Source organism: Pseudomonas sp. SH10-3B (assembly GCF_019891415.1).
Taxonomy (GTDB): domain Bacteria; phylum Pseudomonadota; class Gammaproteobacteria; order Pseudomonadales; family Pseudomonadaceae; genus Aquipseudomonas.
Genome location: NZ_JAFLXD010000028.1, coordinates 23,632 through 42,885 on the forward strand (window position 1 = coordinate 23,632; position 19,254 = coordinate 42,885).

Sequence of the window (19,254 nt, forward strand, 5' to 3'; positions counted from 1 at the left end):
TCACAGGATCCACTCCCGCAGCATGGCATCGGCCACTTTGGCTTCGCGAGGGCCCCCGATGCGGATGGCGTCAACCAGGGCCAGGAAATGATAAAGAAGCTCATCTTTCTTCACGGCGCCAGGAACGGTTTTATACAACGGTGTGATTTCCTGGCCTTTGCTTTTTCCGTATGCGTCCGGCCAGACGGGAATGAGGTCGCCGCCGCTCATCACTTTTCCCGCCAAGACTGGCGCGGCGAAGGCTGTCGGAATACCGCGAACGATAGGGCCTGGTTTAACCGGGAAAATATAGCGGATGCCGTACGTGACCAAATCAAGCAGTGCCTTGCTTCTTACCAGAGGAATTCCGTCGGTGTGGCTCGTATAGATCAAGCCAATTTCCCTGCAACGATTCAGGGATGAGGAAACCTCTGTTTTGCTTAGGCCCAACGTTGAGGACAGCGCTCTCACAGAATAGGTTTGTGAGCTGTGTACTTCAAAGTCTTCGTCTACTCCCTCCCAGCCCCGCCAGTCATCAATTGACGAAAGTTGAACAGTTTCGAAGTTTTGAATGTAATCCGGAAGGTTTTGAAACCCGAGGCTCGCGCTCTCTTTTTCCACAGAAAACACGCGTTTTTTTACGCGCTCCCCTTTGGCCTGTAGTTCCAGGCTGATCAGTTTGAACAGAATGACGATGTCTTGACTTTTCATGGGGCTCCAAAAGCGAGTGTCCTCTGTCCGCGGACAGAGGACACTTTCTGGCACAGGGCTGACACTCATGTCAACGGTTTTGCAAAAACACCACATACCCCCGAAACCACTCACTCCCCTGCAAATACCTCGGCTCCTCCCACTCTCCACCCTGAATCAAACCGATCTTGAACGGCAGCCCCATCCGGTTCATCCGTGGCAAATACGCCGCGTAATCCGGAATGCTCTGGCGCCCTTGATAGGTCTGCACCACCACCTCATCCACCACGCCCTTGAGCTGGGCGATGGCGGTGGGGTCGGCGTTGCTGCTCCAGTCCATCAGGCCGGTGATGCTCAGGCGCAGCTCAAAGGGCAGGCGCTGGCGCAGGTCGCGCAGGAAGTCGGCGTATTCGTGCAGGTATTGGGTGCGGGCGTCGAAGTCGATCTGGATGCCGACCACCGGGTTGCCTGCGTCGCGCCAGCGTTGTACCTGGCCGAGCAGTTGGGTGTAGACCTGTTCGGGCCAGCGCAGGGTGTGGGCGCGGTAGACCACCCAGACGTCGCCTCGGGTGAGGCGCGGCACGCTGATGCCTTGGGCGATCAGTTGCACACCGCGCTGGGGCGCGCGGCGGGTGGAGTTGATCTGGCCCTGGAGGATGTACAGGGTCTTGGCCTGCTTGAGTACCGGCTGCGGAGTGACGCCGCTCCACAGCCAGAAGGCGTCATAGTCGCGGGCATCGACGGCACCGAATGCCGGGCTTGCCAGCAGCAGCAAGCCCAGCCACAGGTGTTTCACCAGTAGTACTGCAGCGATTTGCCCCACTGGGTGTCGGCGAAACCACTTTTCAGTTGGCGGAACCAGGCTTTGCGCACGCCAGGTTCGACGTCCTGGCCGCCGCAGCTGTTGTAGCCGGCCGGCGCGTAGCAGTTGATGGCGCGGAACAGGGCGTAGGCCTTGTCGGTTTTTGGCGCCTTGGCGTTGCCGATCACCTGCCTGTAACCGTCGAGCCGCGAGAAGGTTTCACCCTTGAAGTCCGATGCGGTGCTGCCCAGGCTGCCAGCGGCGCGCGCCTGCTCCAGGGGCATGCCGTCCAGGCCGTTGCGCAGGATGAATTCGCCGAAGCAGTTCAGGGCCTGGGGGTTCTTCGCGTCGGTCTGCAAGGTCGCTGCGGTTTGCGCGATGCTCGGGCAGGCGTAGCCGGATTCGGCCTTGTCGCCGTTCCACTGGAACAGCTTAAGCGTCTGGCTGGCGCTGTAGACATAACCCAGGCTGGTGCCCAGTTTGTCCTCGGGGGCCTGGGGCGGCAGTTGCTTGAGGTCCTCGGCGAAGGTGGCGAACTGGCCGCGCAGCAAGTCTTTGTAGAGCAGCACGAATTGCGCGGTCTGGCGTTCCAGCGGATCGCTGGCCTGGGCGATCTGTTGGCGCAGCAGTTCAGGCCCGGCAACGTTGCGCAGCAGGATGTAGCGCACCTGCTTGGCACTGATCGGCGAATCGGCGGCGAATACCTTGGCCAACTGGCCGCTGCGCTCGTAGTTCATGGCCAGTGCCAACTCCAACTGGTCGCGTTGCAGCGGCAGTTTTGCCAGTGGCAACAGTTGCAGCCACACGGCCTCGGCGCCTTTCCAGTCTTGCTTGGCTTCCAGGGCCAGGGCGCGCAGGGTCTGCTGGCTGAAGGCGAAGTAGTTGAGGTTCGACGGCACGCTCTGCGGCAACTGCTTCAAGGCGGCGTCCGGTTGATGCTCGATGTACAGCGCACACACGGCCAGCAAGTACTCATAGAGCTCTGGCTCGCCGGCGAACACGGCCTTTTGCTTCTCAAGGTCTGCGCGGCTGATGGCGGGCTGGTTGCCGCCGCGCATCACCATCAGGTCGCTGACGAGCTGGATCATCGGGGTCTTGACCGTATCGCTGTTGACCATCAACAGCTTGAGGTCAGCTTCTTCTACCAGCTCATCCTCAGACACGTTGCGCTGCTCGTCGGTGGCCGTCAGTGCCCAGGCGAACGCGTCGGCGAGCTTGGTGTTGTCGTCGGCGAGCCAGTACACCCGGCGCAGCAGGCCGTGGGCCGAGGCCGCGTATTCGCCCTGTGGATAAGTTTTCAGGTAGGCGTTGAAACCCTGCTCGGCCGTGGCCAATGCGGGCTTATCCACACGGTCCAGGTGCGGTACGCCGTCTTCGTCATAGGTGTCGGCCTGGGCCTGGTTGAGCGCTGTGCGGGCGGTCATGTACAGCCCGGTTTCCTTCAGCCACGGCGATGGGGCGCTGCCGATGCCAGCAAAGCCCTGTGCGGCCTCGGCGAAGCGGCCGCTGTAGAAATCGGCGGCGGCTTGCAAGTAGGTGCGAAACAGTTGGCCGTCGGCTGACTGGATCTGCTGCGGCTCGGCGATCACCGGGCCATCCCAGGTGCAGGTGGTGAGCAGTTGCAGCCGCGCCTTCGCCAGCAGCTCGCGCTCGGCCGCCTGCATGTCGGCCTTGACCACTTGGCGGATAAACGCCGTGGCGCTGTCATCGTCGTTGCTGCGGCAGCGGCTGCCTTCGCCATTGAGGAACGCTTCGCCGGCGGTTTTGTACGCCTCGCGCTTGATGCCCAGGGGCGTCAGCAGGGTGTCGAGTTCGGCGGTAGGCGAATCGTCCGAGTCGGGCTCAGTCTCGGCGCTGGAGGCAGCGGCCAGGCGATACACCGGGAACGGCACCGGGCCGAACCCCTGGGCCAGGTCATCTTCGCTCAACGCCTTGGGCGCCAACGGCGCGGCCTTTTTGTCGGCCAGCAACAGGCGCAGGTTGGCCCGGCTGTCATTGCCTGGGCTCAGGAACGGCACGTTGTTGCAAGGGTCCAGGCTGTCACGCGAGACACGCCAATCGGGGTAGCACGAATCGTCGGAACTGGCCTGGGCGTGCTGGGAAATACCGGCCAGCAGGGCCAGTGCCACGGGGGAGAGAAAACCGATGCGCATGACGTGTCCTTGATCCTGGGTCCTTGGAGGGCGCCAATCATAACGTGTTCCTACTCAGGCTTCGGTGAAGCCCTACACAAATTGCTGATTTGTCGGGTGGGAATAGTGGCAATTTAATCGTGCTGCCCTAGACTGCGGTCATCTTCAGGGAGAAGCACACGCATGACGCGTCTACGTAAATGGATCTTAAGTTTTTCCTGTGTGTTGGGTGTGGCAACCATGGCCATGGCCGACGATCCGCTGTTGGATCATCCCTCCACGGCGACCGCCGCCGGCACCGACAGCGAAGCCCGTGGTGTATTACGCGCCCGCGACCAGGCGATGCTGGCCAGCGAATTATCCGGGCGCATCGTCGACTTACCGTTCAGCGAAGGCGAATCCTTCAAGAAGGGTGACACCCTGGCGCGTTTCGATTGTTCGGCCTACCAGGCCCAACTCAATGCGGCTTCAGCGGCCAGCCGCGGTGCCAGTGAAGAGTTGGCCCATAACAAGCAATTGGCCGCGCTGAATTCCGTCGGGCGTTTCGAAGTCGCCCGCGCCGAAGCCAAACTCACCGAAACCCAGGCCCAGTCCCAGGTCTATCAGGTGCAGGTCAAGCGCTGCAGCGTGCTGGCGCCGTATGACGGCCAGGTGGTGCAGCGCAAAGTGCAGCGCTATGAAAGCGTTTCCGCGGGTGCGCCGCTGCTGGAAATCGTCGACAACCGCAGCCTGGAAATCCACCTGCTGGTGCCCTCGCGCTGGATGGGCAAACTCAAGCCCGGCCAGACCTTCAGCTTCATCCCCGACGAAACCGGCCAGGCGTTCATCGCCACGGTCAAACGCCTCGGCGCGCGTATTGATGAAGGCAGCCAGACCCTGCTGCTGGTCGCGAGCCTGCCCAAGGCCGATGGCTTGCTGGCAGGCATGAGCGGCACCGCGCATTTCGAGGCAGCTAAGTGAATGCGCCCATGACGGGTAGCGCCGAGCGTTTCTTTGCCCAGTTCCTTGACCTTGAGCGCCTGGCTCGCGCCGCTCGCACCCTCGATCAATTGGCCTACAGCCTGGTGAACGACGGGCAGGCGCTGTTCGGCTTCCGCCATGCAGCCCTGTTGATCGCCGGCAAAGTGCGTGCGGTGACCGGCGTGAGCATGATCGAGCCGAATGCGCCGTTTGTGGCGTTTGTCGAGCATGCCGTGGCCGAGGTGTTCAAGCAGGGGCGGTCTGCACCTGCGACCGTGTTGCCGATGGAGGCTTTCGGTACCGCAGTGCGTGAGGACTGGCAAAGCCTGTCGGCGCCCCATGTGTTCTGGCTGCCATTGCTCGATCATCACGGCGAGGTGTTCGGCGGCATCTGGCTGGCGCGCGATACGCCCTGGAGCCCACCGGAGCAGGTGTTGCTTGCGCAATTGGGCGATACCTACAGCCACGCCTGGCTGGCCTTGCAGCCACGACGCCCATGGCGCCTGCGGTTTACCCGCAAGCGCCAGGTACTGCTGGCGGCGGCGGTGTTGCTGGGGCTGTTGATTCCGGTGCGTCAGTCGGTGCTGGCACCGGCGCAAGTGGTGCCGCTGGGCGGGCGGGTGGTCGCTGCACCGCTGGATGGGGTGATTGCCGAGTTTCTGGTCAAGCCCAACCAAGCGGTGAAAAGCGGCGATCTGCTGGTGCGCTTTGAAAGCACCACCCTCAAGGCCCAGGCCGATGTGGCCGAGCGGGCGCTGGGGGTGGCAGAAGCCGAATTGAAGGCCAACGCACAACGGGCGTTCGCCGATGCCGAGTCCAATTCGAAAATCGATTTGCTCGCCGCCCGCGTCGAGCAAAAGCGCGCCGAACGCAACTACGCCGAACAGTTGCTCAAGCGCAGCGAAGTGCGCGCCGAGCGCGACGGTATCGCGGTATTCGCCGATGCCGAGCGCTGGACCGGCAAGCCGATCCAGACCGGCGAGCGGCTGATGGATATCGCCGACCCTGGTCAGGCCGAGTTGCGCATCGAGTTGGCCGTGGGTGACGCCATCGCCCTGGCGACGGACGCCGAGGTGGCGCTGTTTCTCGACAGTGACCCGCTGCAACGCTATGCCGCTCGAGTCGAGCGTGTGGCCTATGAAGCGCAGCCGACGCCGTCCGGGCAGTTGGCCTATCGGGTCGACGCGGCCTTTACTGAATCACCGCCCCCACGCATCGGTCTGCGCGGTACCGCCAAGCTGTTTGGCCAGCGCGCGCCGTTGGCCCTGTACCTGCTGCGTCGCCCTCTGGCCGGGCTGCGCCAGAGCGTGGGCCTGTAATGGGGTTGCCCAGCCTGCGCGCCGACCTGCAGCTGACCGTCGCCGCCCCGGCCCTGGACGGCTCGCCACGTTGGACACTGGCCGACCCGCTGCGCGGCCGCTACTTCAAGTTGGGCGCCCAGGCCATGCGCCTGCTGCGTCATTGGACCCTGGGGGATGCGGCCCAAGTGCTGCACGCGGCCAACCGTGAGCCGGGCTTGAAGCTGGGCGAGACGGAGCTCGAAGAGTTGCTGGCGTTCCTGCGCGCGCATGACCTGATCGCCGCGCTGGACCCGCAGCAGCGCGCCAGCTACGTCTTGAAGTCCGCCGCATCACGCCAGAGCCTGTGGCAAAAGGCACTGCACCAATACCTGTTTTTCCGCATTCCATTGTGGCGCCCGGACGCCTTCCTCAATCGTGCCTGGCCGTGGCTGCAGAGGTTTGGCCCGCGCCTGTTGCGCTACGGGTTGCCGGCGACCCTGGGGCTGGGTGTGTTTCTGGTGTCCCGTGACTGGGAGCGGTTCCTGGCGACCTTTCCCCATCTGTTCAGCCTTGGCGGCGCCATCGCGTTTGGCATGGCGTTGTTCTTCGCCAAGCTGTGCCATGAGTTCGGTCATGCCTTCATGGCCAAGCGCGCGGGGTGTCGGGTGCAGAGCATGGGAGTGGCGTTCATGGTGCTGCTGCCGTTGTTCTACACGGATGTGAGTGATGCCTGGCGGGTCAACGACCGCAAGGCACGGCTGCTGATCGGTGCCGGTGGGGTGATGGCCGAATTGCTGCTGGCCTGCATCGCATTGCTGGCGTGGTCGTTGTTGCCGGACGGGCCGGCGCGCACCGCTGCATTCATGCTTGCCAGCGCGACGTGGATCACCACGCTGGTGGTCAATCTCAACCCGTTCATGCGTTTTGATGGTTATTTTCTGATCAGCGATCTGTGGGGGGTCGACAACCTGCAAGGACGCGCCTTCGCCCTGTGTCGCTGGCGCCTGCGCGAGGCCTTGTTCGGCTACGGCGAACCGGCTCCGGAGGCGTGGTCGCCCGCCATGCGTCAGCGCCTGTTGTGGTGGGGCTATTTGTCATGGCTGTGGCGTGCCGCATTGTTCTTCGGGATCGCGCTGGCGGTGTACCACTTGTTCTTCAAGCTACTGGGGATCTTCCTGATGTTGGTGGAGTTGGGTTGGTTTATCGTCCTGCCGATTCTCAAGGAAGGTCGTGAGTGGTGGACCCGACGTGAGCAGGCGCATACCCCGCGTGTGCTGATGACGGGCCTGGGGCTGCTGGCGCTGTTGCTGCTGGTGGCGGTGCCGTGGCGCAGCAGCGTTGAGGTGCCGGCGATGCTTGAGGCGGCGCGGGTCACGGCGTTGCATGCGCCGGTGGCGGCGCGGGTCAAGCAGGTGAATGTGGTCGATGGCCAAACCGTGGAGCGGGGCGCGGTGCTGGTGGAGCTGGAGTCGCCGGACATTGATTCGCGGCTGCTGATCGTGCGCCGCGAAATCGACATCCTGCAATTGCAGATGCGTCGCCAGGCCGGGCGCAGCGAAACGGCGGCAGATGTCGGCATTCTGGAGCAACGTCTGGCCGAAGCCGTGGCCGAATACCGTGGCTTGCAGGCCCGGCGTGAGCGACTGCTGCTGCGCGCGCCCGAGGCTGGCCAGGTGCGTGACCTGATGCCGCAACTGGTGGCCGGCCGCTGGGTGTCGACCCGCGACCCACTGGCGCGCATCGTCGAAGGCGGCACACGCCTGCGCGGTTACCTGGCCGAGGCGGATTTGTGGCGTGTGGCGCCGGGTGCCAGCGGGCGGTTTATCGCCGACGACCCGATGCGCCCGGCGTGGCCGGTGGAACTGCTGGACGTGGATGCCAACGGCGTTGCCGTCCTCGACCAGGAAGCCCTGACCTCGGACCAGCACGGGCCGATTGCCGTACGCCGTGACGAGAGCCGTCGACCGGAGCCGGTGCAGGCGCAGTATGGCGCGCGCCTGAAACTGCTCGAAGACGCGCCGGCGCCCCCCCATCCACTGCGCGGTGTGGTGGTTTTGCAGGGACGCAGTGAATCATTGCTGGGGGCAGCCTGGCGGCGCATGGCGGCGTTGGGTGTACGCGAAAGTGGTTTTTGATCCAAGGAGATGATCAATGCTGGACAGTTCGTCGTGCGCGGGTTTATCCATGCGCCCTTCACGGCCCACCGATGCGCCGTTTTTGCACAACCTGTACCGCTGCGCGCGGCCGGAACTGCAGTGGGTCGATGCCGATCCCGAGGTGATCGAGCAGATCGTCGCCCAGCAGTATCAGGTTCAGGAGCAGGGGATCGCCGAGCATTTTCCGGGAGCGATGCACTACGTGGTGGAGAAACTCGACACCCCGATCGGCGTGTTGACGGCGGACTTCGGCGCGAATGAAGTGCGCGTGCTCTATCTGGCATTTGTCCCGGCTGCGCGTGGCCAGGGTTTTGGCCGCGCAGTGCTGCAAGGCGTGCAAAAAGCCGCCGCCCAAGTGCGCTGTCCGGTGGCGACGGTGGTGTGGGCCAGCAACCCCGGTGCGCGCCAGCATTACCTGGCGCTGGGGTTTCGCGTCGAGGAAACCGTGCCGGGGGCCGAGCGGCTGGTGTGGTACCCGGGGCTCAGTTGAACACAATGTTGAAATAGCCAAGGTTCGGGTCGCGGCCCAGGGCCGGTTCCCTGGACACGAAAATCCCGTCGACGCTGCCAAGCTCTGGCAGGGCCAGGGCACACAGGCCATCGACGAAGTCCGTGGGCGCCAGGCTGCGCAGCGTGACGTTGAAGGGTGTGCGGGAGTTGTCCGGCAGGCGCGATTGTGGGCGCAGATCGACGGCCTCGATGTGCACGTGCAGCACTCGGCCATCGGGCAGTTGCAGCGGGCAGGACTGATTGATCAGGGGCTGGAAATGTTCGTTGCATACCTGTTGCAGCATGGCGCGTCTCCGGTCGTTGCGGCAGGCACCGGGGCGATTGCCCCGGTGTTGGAGCGGTTTACGGGCGGGGCGGGAAAAGCCCTGTCAGGGCGATGCTGAAATTCAGCGCGAGGTACGGTGCCATTGTTGGCAACGGCTGGTTGCCGCCTGGAACCGTCAAGTTGCCGCCCAGGGTGCTGCTGGCGCCTTTGAGGGCGACGGGTGCGCTGCCGGGATTGTCGGAGTAGATCGCCGCCGAGCCGGGGCCACCCGTGCTGGAGGCGCCGATGTAGGCATTGGTGCTGGTGGGTGTGGTGGCGGCGGCACTGGGCTCGTTGGCCAGGTTGATGGTGGTGGTGACCGTCAGGCCGGTGGTGGGGATCAGTTGGGTCGGAAGGTTGCCGCTCAGGATGTTCGATTTTTCGGTGCCGCCGACTTCACCGATGACCCGTGGCGTCAGGCCGGCACCATTGCCCATATGGATCGGTGCACGGCCTTGCAGGTTGGGTAGGGCAAAAGTGTTCTGGCCGTCACCGCCATAGACCGTGCCCAACAAGGCAAACAGTGCGTTGTTTTGCGCGATCGATACCAATTGGCCGTTGCAATAGGCCCATCCCTGGGGTGCGTAGTTGAACGCGAACATCTGAACCGTACCGAGAAAAACTTCCATGAAAACCTCTCCTGCTAAGTGTCGGATGAGATGCGCCTCGCGATGCAAACCTGGCGCACCGCCCCACAGCCTAGACGCGGGTCTGCACTTCGTCCGCTTTTTGGTCGGCTTTGGGGTAGAGGGAGGATTACACCGGCCGCCGGGGATGCTTCTGGCCTACAATCAGCGCGTTCGAGCACCCGGCCGGGTGCGGGTGTCGATTTCAGAGGGTGGTAATGGGCGTTCCGAGTCGTGATGAAACAACAAGCACCTGTCAGCCTGTCACACCTGCGCACTCTCTTTTTCAATTGCTTCGCGAACCCTGGTTACTGCCGCTCCTGGCGCTGGCCCTGGGGTTGCGCTGCTATGAGTTGACGGCAGCGGCGATCTGGGGCGATGAAGGCTCCAGCCTGCTGCTGGCCCATTACGCGCTGCCTGGCATCTGGTTCCATGCGGCCCACGATGTGCACCCACCCCTGTATTTCATGCTGCTGCACGGCTGGATCGCGGTGTTTGGCGACTCCATCCTGTCGATCCGCCTGCTCAGCGCACTGCCGGGGGTGGCCGCGGTCTTTCTGGGTACCTGGCTGGTGCACCTGATCGCCACGCGCCGGGCCACGTTGCTGGCCTGCCTGCTGCTGGCCTTGCTGCCCACGGCGGTGCGCTACAGCCAGGAAATCCGCATGTATTCACTGCTGGGTGTCTGGCTGTTGGGGGCGACCCTCGCGCTGGTGTATTGGGTGAAGGCGCCGCAGCGTTCGCGTTACCTGGTGGTCTACGCGTTGCTGATGACGGCGGCGTTCTACACCCATTATTTCGCCGCCTTGTGTGTGCTTTCCCACTGGCTGTATGTGGCGCTGCTGGGGCCCGTGCCCGGTGCACGCCAGCGTTTTATCGGCCGTCACGATTGGTGGTTGGCCAACGTCGCGATTGTGCTGCTGTTTGCGCCCTGGCTGCCGGGGCTGATTGACCTGGTACTGCATATGGAGGAGCTGAAGGCCGGCAACGATGTGGGTTGGGAGTTGCCGGTCACCTGGCGTTCACTGCCGTCGATGGTCTGGCAGCTGTTGGCGCTGGATGATGGAGAAACCATGTCGCCGTGGCTGTTGCTCACGTTGCCGACTGTGGTCACGGCGGTACTCGGTTATGTGCTGTGGAACGACCGCAGTCGCTACCGCTTCGCCACGCTGGTGGTGATCTATTGCACCTTGCCGGTGCTGCTGGTGTTTGCGATATCTTTTATTTCGCCGGTATTTATCGACCGCTATTTGACCGCACCCGCCCTGGGCTTGCCGATTGTCCTGGCGTTGGCCATCGACCGCCTGGCCCTGCGCCACAGAGCCTTGGCGGCGGTGCTGCTGGCCGTGGTACTGGGCGCTTCGGCCGTGGGGCTGAAGAATAACTACACGGTCGACCCCGATGATCAATTCAGCAACATGGTCGACTACATGAACCAGCACACCGTGGCCGGTGACCAGATAGTCCTGGGGGATATGTTCTGGTACCTCACTTGGGGTTATTACGATAAAAGCGCAACCGCGCCCCGTCTCTACACTCCACCGACGGCCAAGGGTGTATCGACCCGCCCCAATGCCTACGGCTTCGGTACCTTGATCGAGCCCGATGCCGGGGTTTATCTGGACGATTTGAACGATCTGCCCATTGGCAACGGCCGGGTATGGCTGGTGATGAGCCGGGTGGCCCCTGACGAATTCCCCTCGATTCCGAAGAACTGGCGAGCCATTGACCAGCATGCAGGCGGTGATACCCAGGCAGTTTTATATGAGGTTTGTCATCTCACCTGCACCCGGCCCTGAGGGGCGGTAGCTGTCTTTCGTCGGATATATCGCAAAGCCCCGAAAATAAAGGGCATTTATGCCGAATTAAACCAATTGATGGCAAAGTAATATTGGTTGGAAATGATTCCTTACGCTACGCTTTGTCCTACAAAGGACTGCTAGTAAGGGTGAAAGGATTGAGCCGTTTTCACTTCATTTCCGGGTTGCCGCGTTCCGGTTCGACCCTGTTGTCCGCCATTCTTTTACAGAATCCGCGTTTTCATGCGGGCATGACCAGCCCGGTCGGTGCGCTGTTTGCCGGTGTACTCGGCCAGTGCAGCGCCGGCAGTGAGTTTGGCGCGGTCATCAACACGGATGTACGACGCCGCCTGCTGGGCGGCTTGTTCGACTCCTATTACGCCGATCAGGCTGACAAGTCCGTGGTGTTCGACACCAATCGGCAGTGGTCCGCCCGTCTCCCGGCTATTCGCGATTTGTTTCCCCAGGCCAAGGTCATCGCGTGTGTGCGCAACGTTGCCTGGGTCATGGACAGCATCGAGCGGCTGTACCGCGCCAATCCCTTCGAGAATACCAAGCTGTTCAATGATGACGGTGAGCGCAACACCGTTTACAGCCGGGTCGAAACCTTGGCTCAGCGTAATCGCCTGGTGGGGTTTGCCTGGGCGGCACTCAAGGAAGCCTATTACGGCGAGCAGGCCGATTCTTTGCTGATCATCGACTACGACCTGCTGAGCCAGGCGCCTGAGCGTGTGCTGCGCCTGGTCTACGAGTTCATCGGCGAGCCCTGGTTCGAGCACGACTTCGACAACCTGGCCTATGACGCACCGGAATTCGATGACGCGCTGGGCCTGGCGGGTCTGCATAAGGTCAAGCGCAAGGTGGCCTTCGAGACCCGGCGCACGATCCTGCCGCCAGATTTGTTCGAACAGTATTCCAAGCTGTCGTTCTGGCTGGATGGCGCCTCCAGCGCCGCCAATGTGATTCGTATCAAAAACAACCTCGCGAGTCACTGATCGCGATTTTTCCTGAGTTTCAGACGTTCGATCCCGGGTGAGTCTCATGTGGTGGAATAAACAGAAGTCGCGTGGGGCATCGCAGGCAACCGCCGCAGCCCGGTCCCTGGGTTCGCCCATGATCATGTCCCTGGAACCGCGCATGTTGTTCGACGGCGCCGTGGCGGCGACGGTGGCGACGGCGGCTGATAACCACTCGACCGTGGACGCGGCCAAGCCGCCCACCGCAGACCAGCCCACTGCCGCCAAGGACACTCATGGCCAGGCGGATGCCGCCCCGGCGACTGCACCTGTTGCTGTGCCCGGCCAGGGTGTGGTGTTTGTCGACTCGCGGGTCAAGGACTTCGACAGCCTGCTCAAGGGCGTCGCTCCCGGCACTCAGGTTGTGGTGCTGGACGGCAGCAAGGACGGACTGCAACAGATCGCCGAATACCTGGGCAGCCACCAGGGCGTGAGTACCGTCGAGATCATTGCCCACGGCAATACCGGTGACTTGTGGCTGGGCAGTACCTACCTGTCGGCGGACAACGTGGCGGCGCGCGCCGATGTGCTGGGCCAGATCGGCAAAGACATGAACGTGGGCGGCGATATCCTGATCTACGCCTGCAACACTGCCGAAGGCGAGCGCGGCGTGAGCTTCGTCGATTCCCTGGCGCAGTACACCGGGCGTGACATTGCGGCCTCCACCAACCGCACCGGGCTGGGCGGCGACTGGACGTTGGAAATCGCAACCGGCGCCATCGAAAGCACGCCCCTGCTGTCGCAACAGGTGATGAACGATTACCAGTGGGGCCTGGCGACCTGGACCGCGACCAACGGCAATGATTCGGGGGTCGGCTCCCTGCGCGCGGCGCTGGCGTCCTCGCAGAACGGCGACATCGTGACCTTCAACAACGGCATGACCGTACTGTTGAACAGCCAGTTGTTGGTCACCAAGAACATCACCCTCGACGGCGACCTGAACAATGACGGCGTCGCTGAGGTAACCCTGGACGGGCAGTACAAGACCAGCGTGATCCAGGTCAACAGCGGTACCACCGTGACCTTCGACGGCCTGGTGATTACCCGTGGCCTGATTGCCGGTAACGGTGGCAATGGCGGCAGCGGTACCAGCGCGGGCAACTCGCTGGGCGCGGGGCTCAGCAACTTCGGCGACCTGACGCTGAGAAACGTCAGCGTCACGGCAAACGCGGCTTCCGGTGGCGGTGGCGGTGGCGGTGTCACCGGTGGCGCGGTCGGCGGCGCCGGGGGTGGCGGCGGTGCACTGGGCAACGGCATCGGCGGGCATGGCGGCAGCACCGGCAGTGGTACTGGCAACTACGCCGGCACCGCTGGCTCGGCCAATCAGGGCGGTACGGGAGGTGGCTATACCCTGCAGACGATGGGCGGCAAGGGCGGCTCGGGCAGCGCCGGCGCGGGCTCGACCAACCCCTACGGCTACTCCAACGGCAGCGCCGGCGGTGCAGCGGCCGTCGGTGGAATATCGATCGGCGGCGGTGGCGGCGGGGCCGGCTGGAACGCCCTTGGCGGCAAGGGCGGTGGTGCGGCGGGCGGTATCTACAATGCCGCTGGCGCCAAATTGACCATCATCGGCAACTCGGCGATTACCGGTAACATCGGTGCCGGCGGCGGTGGTGGCGGTGGTGGCTCCATCAGCAGCGGCAGCAACGCCAGTGGCGGCGACGGTGGCCTGGGCGTTGGCGCAATCTGGAACAAGGGTTCGGTACTGATCACGGCGGCCAACTTCGCCAGCCTGGGCGGTAGCGCCAACGCGGGCGCCAGCGGCAATGGCGGCCTGGCCAGCGCGGGTACAGCCGGCAACAAACCGACGGCGGCCAATGGCCTGTTCAACGATATCGGCGGTACGTCGGACAATGCCTATGTGCCGAACCCGACCGCGACCCTCGTGGTTGCAACCCCAGCCCAGCACATCGGCAGCACGTCGCAGGTGACCATTACCTTCAGCGAAGCCGTCAACGGTTTCACCCTGGCTGACCTGACCGCTGCCAACGGCGTTCTCACTAACCTGACCACCAGCGATAACAAGACCTGGACCGCGACCTTCACCCCAAACGCGAACGTCGCCAGCAGTGCCGGCCAGATCACCTTGGACAACACCGGTGTCACCAGTCAGTCGCTGGGTTTGGCAGGCATCGGCACTACCGCGTCCAACAGCTACACCGTCGACACCGAACGCCCGAGCGCGACCATCGTGGTCGACAGTCCGGCGTTGAAAGTCGGTGGTTCGTCCCAGGTGCACATCACGTTCAACGAGGCAGTGAGTGGTTTCAGTCTGTCGGACATGACGGCAACCAACGGCACCCTGAGCAACCTGACCACCAGCGACAACATCCACTGGACCGCCACCCTGACCCCGGCTGCCGGCAACAACAGCAGCGGCAACAGCATCTCCCTGGACAACACGCTCTACACCGATACTGCGAGCAACGCGGGCACTGGCACCAGCACGTCCAACGCCTACGTGATCGATACCGTGCGGCCGACCGCGGGCATTGTGGTGTCCAACACCGCGCTCAACATTGGCGGTTCGTCCCAGGTGACCATCACCTTCAGCGAAACGGTCAACGATCTGGACCTGAGCGACCTGAGCGCATCCAATGGCGTCCTGAGCAACCTGGTCCAGGTCGATGGCACCCACTGGACGGCCGTCCTCACCCCCAACAGTGGGGTTACCCACAGCGGTGACCTGGTCACCCTGAACAACACGTTGATTACCGACGGTGCGGGCAACGCCGGCAGCGGCAGCACCAACTCCAACACCTATGTCGTCGATACCCAGCGCCCGACCGCGACCATCGTGTTCGGCAGCGCCAATCTTGGGATCGGCCAGACCTCCCCGGTCACCATCACCTTCAGCGAAGCCGTGACCGGTTTTACCCTGGCCGACCTGACGGCGAGCAACGGCGTCCTGAGCAACCTGAGTACCAGCGACAGCATTACCTGGACCGCGACCTTCACCCCGACTGCGGCTGTCGTCAGCGCGAGCAACCACATCACCCTGGACAATACCGGGGTCCAGGATGGGGCGGGCAACGCTGGCAGCGGCACCACCACCTCCAACAACATCGCCATCGATGGCGTGCGCCCGACCGCCACCGTGGTGGTCGCCAACGACTCGCTGAACATCGGCGACACCTCGCTGGTAACCATTACCTTCTCGGAAGCCGTGGTCGGATTCAGCAATGCCGACCTGACCATTACCAACGGCACGCTGACGGCAGTGGGCAGCAGCGATGGCGGCATCACCTGGACCGCAACCTTCACGCCGAGCGCGAGCATCACCGACACCAGCAACCTGATCACCCTCGACAACACCGGCTACAGCGACACCGTCGGCAATACCGGCACCGGCTCCACCGACTCCAACAACTACAGCATCGACACCCAGCGGCCGACCGCGACCATCGTCGTCGCCGATCCGACACTGACGGCCGGGGAAACCTCGCTGGTGACCATCACGTTCAGCGAAGCGGTAACCGGCTTCAGCCTGAGCGACCTGAGTACCAGCCACGGTAGCCTGAGCGGCTTGAGCAGCGCTGACGGCATCACCTGGACCGCGACCTTCACGCCAGGTACGAACACCAACAGCGCAACCAATGCCATCACCCTGGCCAATACCGGTATCGCTGACCTTGCCGGCAACGCGGGGGCGGGCAACACCAACTCTGCCAACTTCACCATCGACACCGTGCTGCCCACGGCGAGCATCGTAGTCGCGAGCCCAGCGTTGAATATCGGTGGCACGTCGTTGGTGACCATCACGTTCAGCCAGGCGGTCACCGGTTTCAGCAATGCCGACCTGACCATTACCAACGGCACCCTGAGCGCGGTGGCCAGCAGCGATGGCGGCATCACCTGGACCGCCACCTTCACCCCGAGCACCAATCTTACCGACGCCACCAACCTGATCACCCTGGACAACAGCGGGGTGCAGGCGATGGCGTCGGGCAATGCGGGCAGCGGCACCACCGACTCCAACAACTACGTTATCGACACCCAGCGTCCGACCGCCACTGTGGTGGTGGACAACGAAAACCTGGGCGTCGGTGGCACGTCAACGGTGACCATTACCTTCAACGAAGCGGTGACCGGCTTCGACCTGTCCGACCTGACCGTCGGCAACGGTACCCTCAGCAACCTGAGCACCAGCGACAACATCACCTACACCGCAACCCTGACGGCGCTGGCAGGCATCAACCAGGCCAGCAACCAGATCACCCTGAATAACACCGGCGTGCTCGACACGGCTGGCAACAGCGGCTCCGGTACCACCGACTCCAACAACTATGCGATCGACAGCCAGAGGCCGACCGCGACCATCGTGATAGCCGATCCGGTGCTCGCAGCGGGTGAAACCTCCCTGGTGACCATCACCTTCAGCGAGGCGGTGAGCGGTTTCGACAACAGCGACCTGACCGTGCCCAATGGCACGTTGAGCGCGGTGAGCAGCAGCGATGGAGGCATCACTTGGACCGCGACGTTCACGCCGACCAGCAACATCAAGGACACCACCAATATCGTCAGCCTGAACAACGCAGGCTATACGGACCTGGCGGGCAACGCTGGCACCGGCTCCACCCTCTCGGGGAATTTCACCATCGACACGGTACGGCCGACCGCGACGATCGTGGTGGCGGACAACGCCCTGGCGCTGGGTGAAACCTCGACGGTGACCATCACCTTCAGCGAAGCGGTGAGCGGCTTCAGCACCGCCGACCTGACGATCAGCAACGGTACGTTGACGAACCTTGCCAGCGGCGACGGCGGCATCACCTGGACGGCGACCTTTACGCCGACCAGCAACATCACCGACAGCAGCAACCTGATCGTGCTGGACAACACCGGCGTGGCGAATGCCTCGGGCAATGCCGGCATCGGTACTACCGATTCCAACAACTTCAGCATCGACACCCAGCGGCCGACGGCGACCATCGTGGTCAGTAACGACGCCCTGAATGCAGCGGGTTCATCGGTGGTGACCATCACCTTCAGTGAAGCCGTGACCGGCTTCACCCTGGGCGACCTGACAGCCCCCAACGGCACCCTGAGCAACCTGAGCACCCTGGACAACATCACCTGGACCGCAACCCTGACGCCGAACGCCGCGACCACCCATGCCGGCGACGTCATCAGCCTGGACAACAGCCTGATCAGCGACAGTGCCGGTAATGCCGGTGCGGGGAACACCGTCTCCAATGCGTACAGCGTCGATACCGTGGCGCCGACGGCCAGCATTGTGCTTGGCAGTGCGAGCCTGCTCGTCGGGCAAACCACGACGGTGACCATCACCTTCAGCGAAGCGGTGGCCGGCCTCGACAGCAGCGACCTGAGCGTGCCCAACGGCAGCTTGAGCGGCCTGCTCAGCAGCGACGGCGGCATCACCTGGACCGGGACCTTTACCCCGGACAGCAATGTTCACGACACCACCAACCTGATCAGCCTGAACAACACCGGCTACACCGACCTGGCCGGCAACACCGGCACCGGTACCACCGACTCGGCCAACTTCAGCATCGATACGGTACGTCCGACGGCGACGATCGTGGTGGCGGACACTGCCCTCAAGGCCGGCGAAACCTCGACGGTGACCATCACCTTCAGCGAAGCCGTGAGCGGTTTCAGCAATGCCGACCTGACCCTCAGCAACGGCACACTGACGAACGTCACCTCCAGCGACGGCGGCATCACCTGGACCGCGACACTTACGCCGACCAGCAATATCACCGACACCACTAACGTCATCACCCTGGACAACAGCGGTGTCGTCAACGCCTCCGGCAACGCTGGCAGCGGCACCACAGACTCCAGTAACTACAGCATCGACACCCAGCGCCCAGGCGCGACTATTACGGTGGCCAACGGCCTGTTGGGGATCGGCCAGACCACCACCGTGAGCATCACCTTCACCGAGGCGGTCAGCGGCTTTGACCTGTCGGACCTGAGCGTGGCCAACGGTGTGCTGTCCAACCTGACCACCAGTGACAATATCCACTGGACCGCGACCCTTACCCCCACTGCGGGCATCACCGACGCCACCAACCTGGTGGTACTCGACAACAGCCTGGTCAGCGATGGCGCAGGCAACACCGGGTCGGGCGTGGCCATCTCCAATAACTACGCACTCGACGGCGACCTGCCCACGGCGACTATCTCGGTCGCCAACCCCAACCTGGTTGTCGGCCAGACCACCACCGTGACCTTCACCTTCAGCGAAAAAGTCACGGGCTTCGACCTGAATGACCTCAGCGTCGCCAACGGCACCTTGTCCGACCTGGCCACCAGCGATGGCGGCAAAACCTGGACCGCCACCCTGACACCGACGGCGAATATCACCGACCCGAGCAACTTCATCACCCTCGACACCAGCCTGGTGACTGACCTGGCAGGCAACGCCGGCAGCGGCTATGCCAACTCCAATAACTACGGGGTGAACACCACCGCCCTCACCGGCGACCCGCTGTTTCGCGTCACGGTCCCTACAGTGCCTGTGGATGCGCCGAACGTGCCCTTGCAGCCGATCATTTTTGGCCGGCCGGGTGGCGACCTGGGCTCACCGATTGGTTTCCCGCCGCTGTTTGAACAGCGTGAAATGGGCGCGGGCCTGCCGCCGATCGGCAGTATCTTCATCAACAACGGCGCGTCGTCGCCCAGCTTTATTGCCCAGGTATTCAGCACCGATGGCAGTGGTGACGGCAGTGGCAATGGCTTCCTCGGCTTCGGCGGTGGCGACGGCGGGGTGTTTGGCTCAAGCACGTTGTCGGGCCTGTTCAACCGCGATGACAGTGGCAGCGACTCAGGCTTTAAAGCGTTCGACAGCAAGTCGATCAAGGGCGGCGGTGATCCGGCCCAAGGCCTGCGCGGCGTCTTTGGCGCACCGACCCTAGGCCAGCAATTGCAACAGATCAACGACAGGGAGCATCGCCAGGTGATCGACCTGGCACAGGCACTGCAACAAGTCGGCATCAGCGAAATGCAGGCTTGAACACCACTAATTTCGACG

At 63.2% G+C, this 19,254-nt stretch carries 12 protein-coding genes; 7 read left to right on the forward strand and 5 right to left on the reverse strand.

Annotated features, from left to right (window positions below; genetic code table 11):
• The 3 genes from J1G35_RS19940 to J1G35_RS19950 all read right to left on the reverse strand — a co-directional run bounded on the left by J1G35_RS19940 (position 1) and on the right by J1G35_RS19950 (position 3,624).
• Positions 1-690: a hypothetical protein gene (locus tag J1G35_RS19940; protein WP_223015811.1), complete on the reverse strand. Its 690-nt coding sequence runs from the start codon at positions 688-690 to the stop codon at positions 1-3.
• 70 nt (positions 691-760) lie between these two features.
• Positions 761-1,465, reverse strand: a complete 705-nt coding sequence (locus J1G35_RS19945; RefSeq protein WP_053137551.1) for a DUF3142 domain-containing protein — start codon at positions 1,463-1,465, stop codon at positions 761-763.
• The gene (locus J1G35_RS19950) at positions 1,462-3,624 is read right to left on the reverse strand and encodes an outer membrane assembly lipoprotein YfiO (protein ID WP_223015812.1); all 2,163 of its coding nucleotides are present in this window, start codon (positions 3,622-3,624) and stop codon (positions 1,462-1,464) included. Before J1G35_RS19950 ends, J1G35_RS19945 begins: the two co-directional genes overlap by 4 nt.
• A 162-nt stretch (positions 3,625-3,786) precedes the next feature.
• On the opposite strand from J1G35_RS19950, the gene J1G35_RS19955 reads away from it, so the two are divergent.
• Genes J1G35_RS19955 through J1G35_RS19970 form a run of 4 tightly spaced genes read left to right on the forward strand, consistent with a single transcriptional unit; the run spans position 3,787 to position 8,489 of the window.
• On the forward strand, positions 3,787-4,563 hold the full coding sequence (locus J1G35_RS19955; protein ID WP_053137556.1) for an efflux RND transporter periplasmic adaptor subunit: 777 nt from the start codon (positions 3,787-3,789) through the stop codon (positions 4,561-4,563).
• A complete protein-coding gene (locus J1G35_RS19960; protein WP_223015813.1) occupies positions 4,560-5,882 on the forward strand; it encodes an HlyD family efflux transporter periplasmic adaptor subunit in 1,323 nt (440 codons plus the stop codon). The genes J1G35_RS19955 and J1G35_RS19960 overlap by 4 nt, the downstream gene beginning before the upstream one ends.
• The gene (locus J1G35_RS19965) at positions 5,882-7,978 is read left to right on the forward strand and encodes an efflux RND transporter periplasmic adaptor subunit (protein ID WP_053137561.1); all 2,097 of its coding nucleotides are present in this window, start codon (positions 5,882-5,884) and stop codon (positions 7,976-7,978) included. Before J1G35_RS19960 ends, J1G35_RS19965 begins: the two co-directional genes overlap by 1 nt.
• A gap of 16 nt (positions 7,979-7,994) precedes the next feature.
• On the forward strand, positions 7,995-8,489 hold the full coding sequence (locus J1G35_RS19970) for a GNAT family N-acetyltransferase (protein ID WP_223015814.1): 495 nt from the start codon (positions 7,995-7,997) through the stop codon (positions 8,487-8,489).
• Here J1G35_RS19970 and J1G35_RS19975 read toward each other — a convergent pair.
• Positions 8,482-8,793, reverse strand: a complete 312-nt coding sequence (locus J1G35_RS19975) for a hypothetical protein (RefSeq protein WP_053137566.1) — start codon at positions 8,791-8,793, stop codon at positions 8,482-8,484. The two genes, J1G35_RS19970 and J1G35_RS19975, sit on opposite strands and share 8 nt — an antisense overlap.
• Before the next feature lie 58 nt (positions 8,794-8,851).
• Complete coding sequence (locus J1G35_RS19980; RefSeq protein WP_223015815.1) at positions 8,852-9,442, reverse strand: tail fiber protein; 591 nt, start codon at positions 9,440-9,442, stop codon at positions 8,852-8,854.
• A 215-nt stretch (positions 9,443-9,657) separates the two neighbouring features.
• Between J1G35_RS19980 and J1G35_RS19985 the strand changes: the two genes are divergently transcribed.
• The 3 genes from J1G35_RS19985 to J1G35_RS19995 all read left to right on the forward strand — a co-directional run bounded on the left by J1G35_RS19985 (position 9,658) and on the right by J1G35_RS19995 (position 19,236).
• A complete protein-coding gene (locus J1G35_RS19985) occupies positions 9,658-11,238 on the forward strand; it encodes a glycosyltransferase family 39 protein (RefSeq protein ID WP_223015816.1) in 1,581 nt (526 codons plus the stop codon).
• Between the two features lie 149 nt (positions 11,239-11,387).
• Complete coding sequence (locus J1G35_RS19990; protein ID WP_082341029.1) at positions 11,388-12,233, forward strand: sulfotransferase; 846 nt, start codon at positions 11,388-11,390, stop codon at positions 12,231-12,233.
• 46 nt (positions 12,234-12,279) lie between these two features.
• On the forward strand, positions 12,280-19,236 hold the full coding sequence (locus J1G35_RS19995; protein WP_223015817.1) for an Ig-like domain-containing protein: 6,957 nt from the start codon (positions 12,280-12,282) through the stop codon (positions 19,234-19,236).
• The last annotated feature ends 18 nt before the right edge of the window (positions 19,237-19,254 follow it).

Excerpts from the sequence above, each read along its gene's own strand:
- J1G35_RS19985 (WP_223015816.1), top strand. The coding sequence starts at position 9,658 with ATGGGCGTTCCGAGTCGTGATGAAACAACAAGCACCTGTCAGCCTGTC.
- J1G35_RS19995 (WP_223015817.1), top strand. The coding sequence starts at position 12,280 with ATGTGGTGGAATAAACAGAAGTCGCGTGGGGCATCGCAGGCAACCGCC.
- J1G35_RS19950 (WP_223015812.1), bottom strand. The coding sequence starts at position 3,624 with ATGCGCATCGGTTTTCTCTCCCCCGTGGCACTGGCCCTGCTGGCCGGT.
- J1G35_RS19975 (WP_053137566.1), bottom strand. The coding sequence starts at position 8,793 with ATGCTGCAACAGGTATGCAACGAACATTTCCAGCCCCTGATCAATCAG.
- J1G35_RS19970 (WP_223015814.1), top strand. The coding sequence starts at position 7,995 with ATGCTGGACAGTTCGTCGTGCGCGGGTTTATCCATGCGCCCTTCACGG.
- J1G35_RS19940 (WP_223015811.1), bottom strand. The coding sequence starts at position 690 with ATGAAAAGTCAAGACATCGTCATTCTGTTCAAACTGATCAGCCTGGAA.
- J1G35_RS19955 (WP_053137556.1), top strand. The coding sequence starts at position 3,787 with ATGACGCGTCTACGTAAATGGATCTTAAGTTTTTCCTGTGTGTTGGGT.
- J1G35_RS19965 (WP_053137561.1), top strand. The coding sequence starts at position 5,882 with ATGGGGTTGCCCAGCCTGCGCGCCGACCTGCAGCTGACCGTCGCCGCC.
- J1G35_RS19980 (WP_223015815.1), bottom strand. The coding sequence starts at position 9,442 with ATGGAAGTTTTTCTCGGTACGGTTCAGATGTTCGCGTTCAACTACGCA.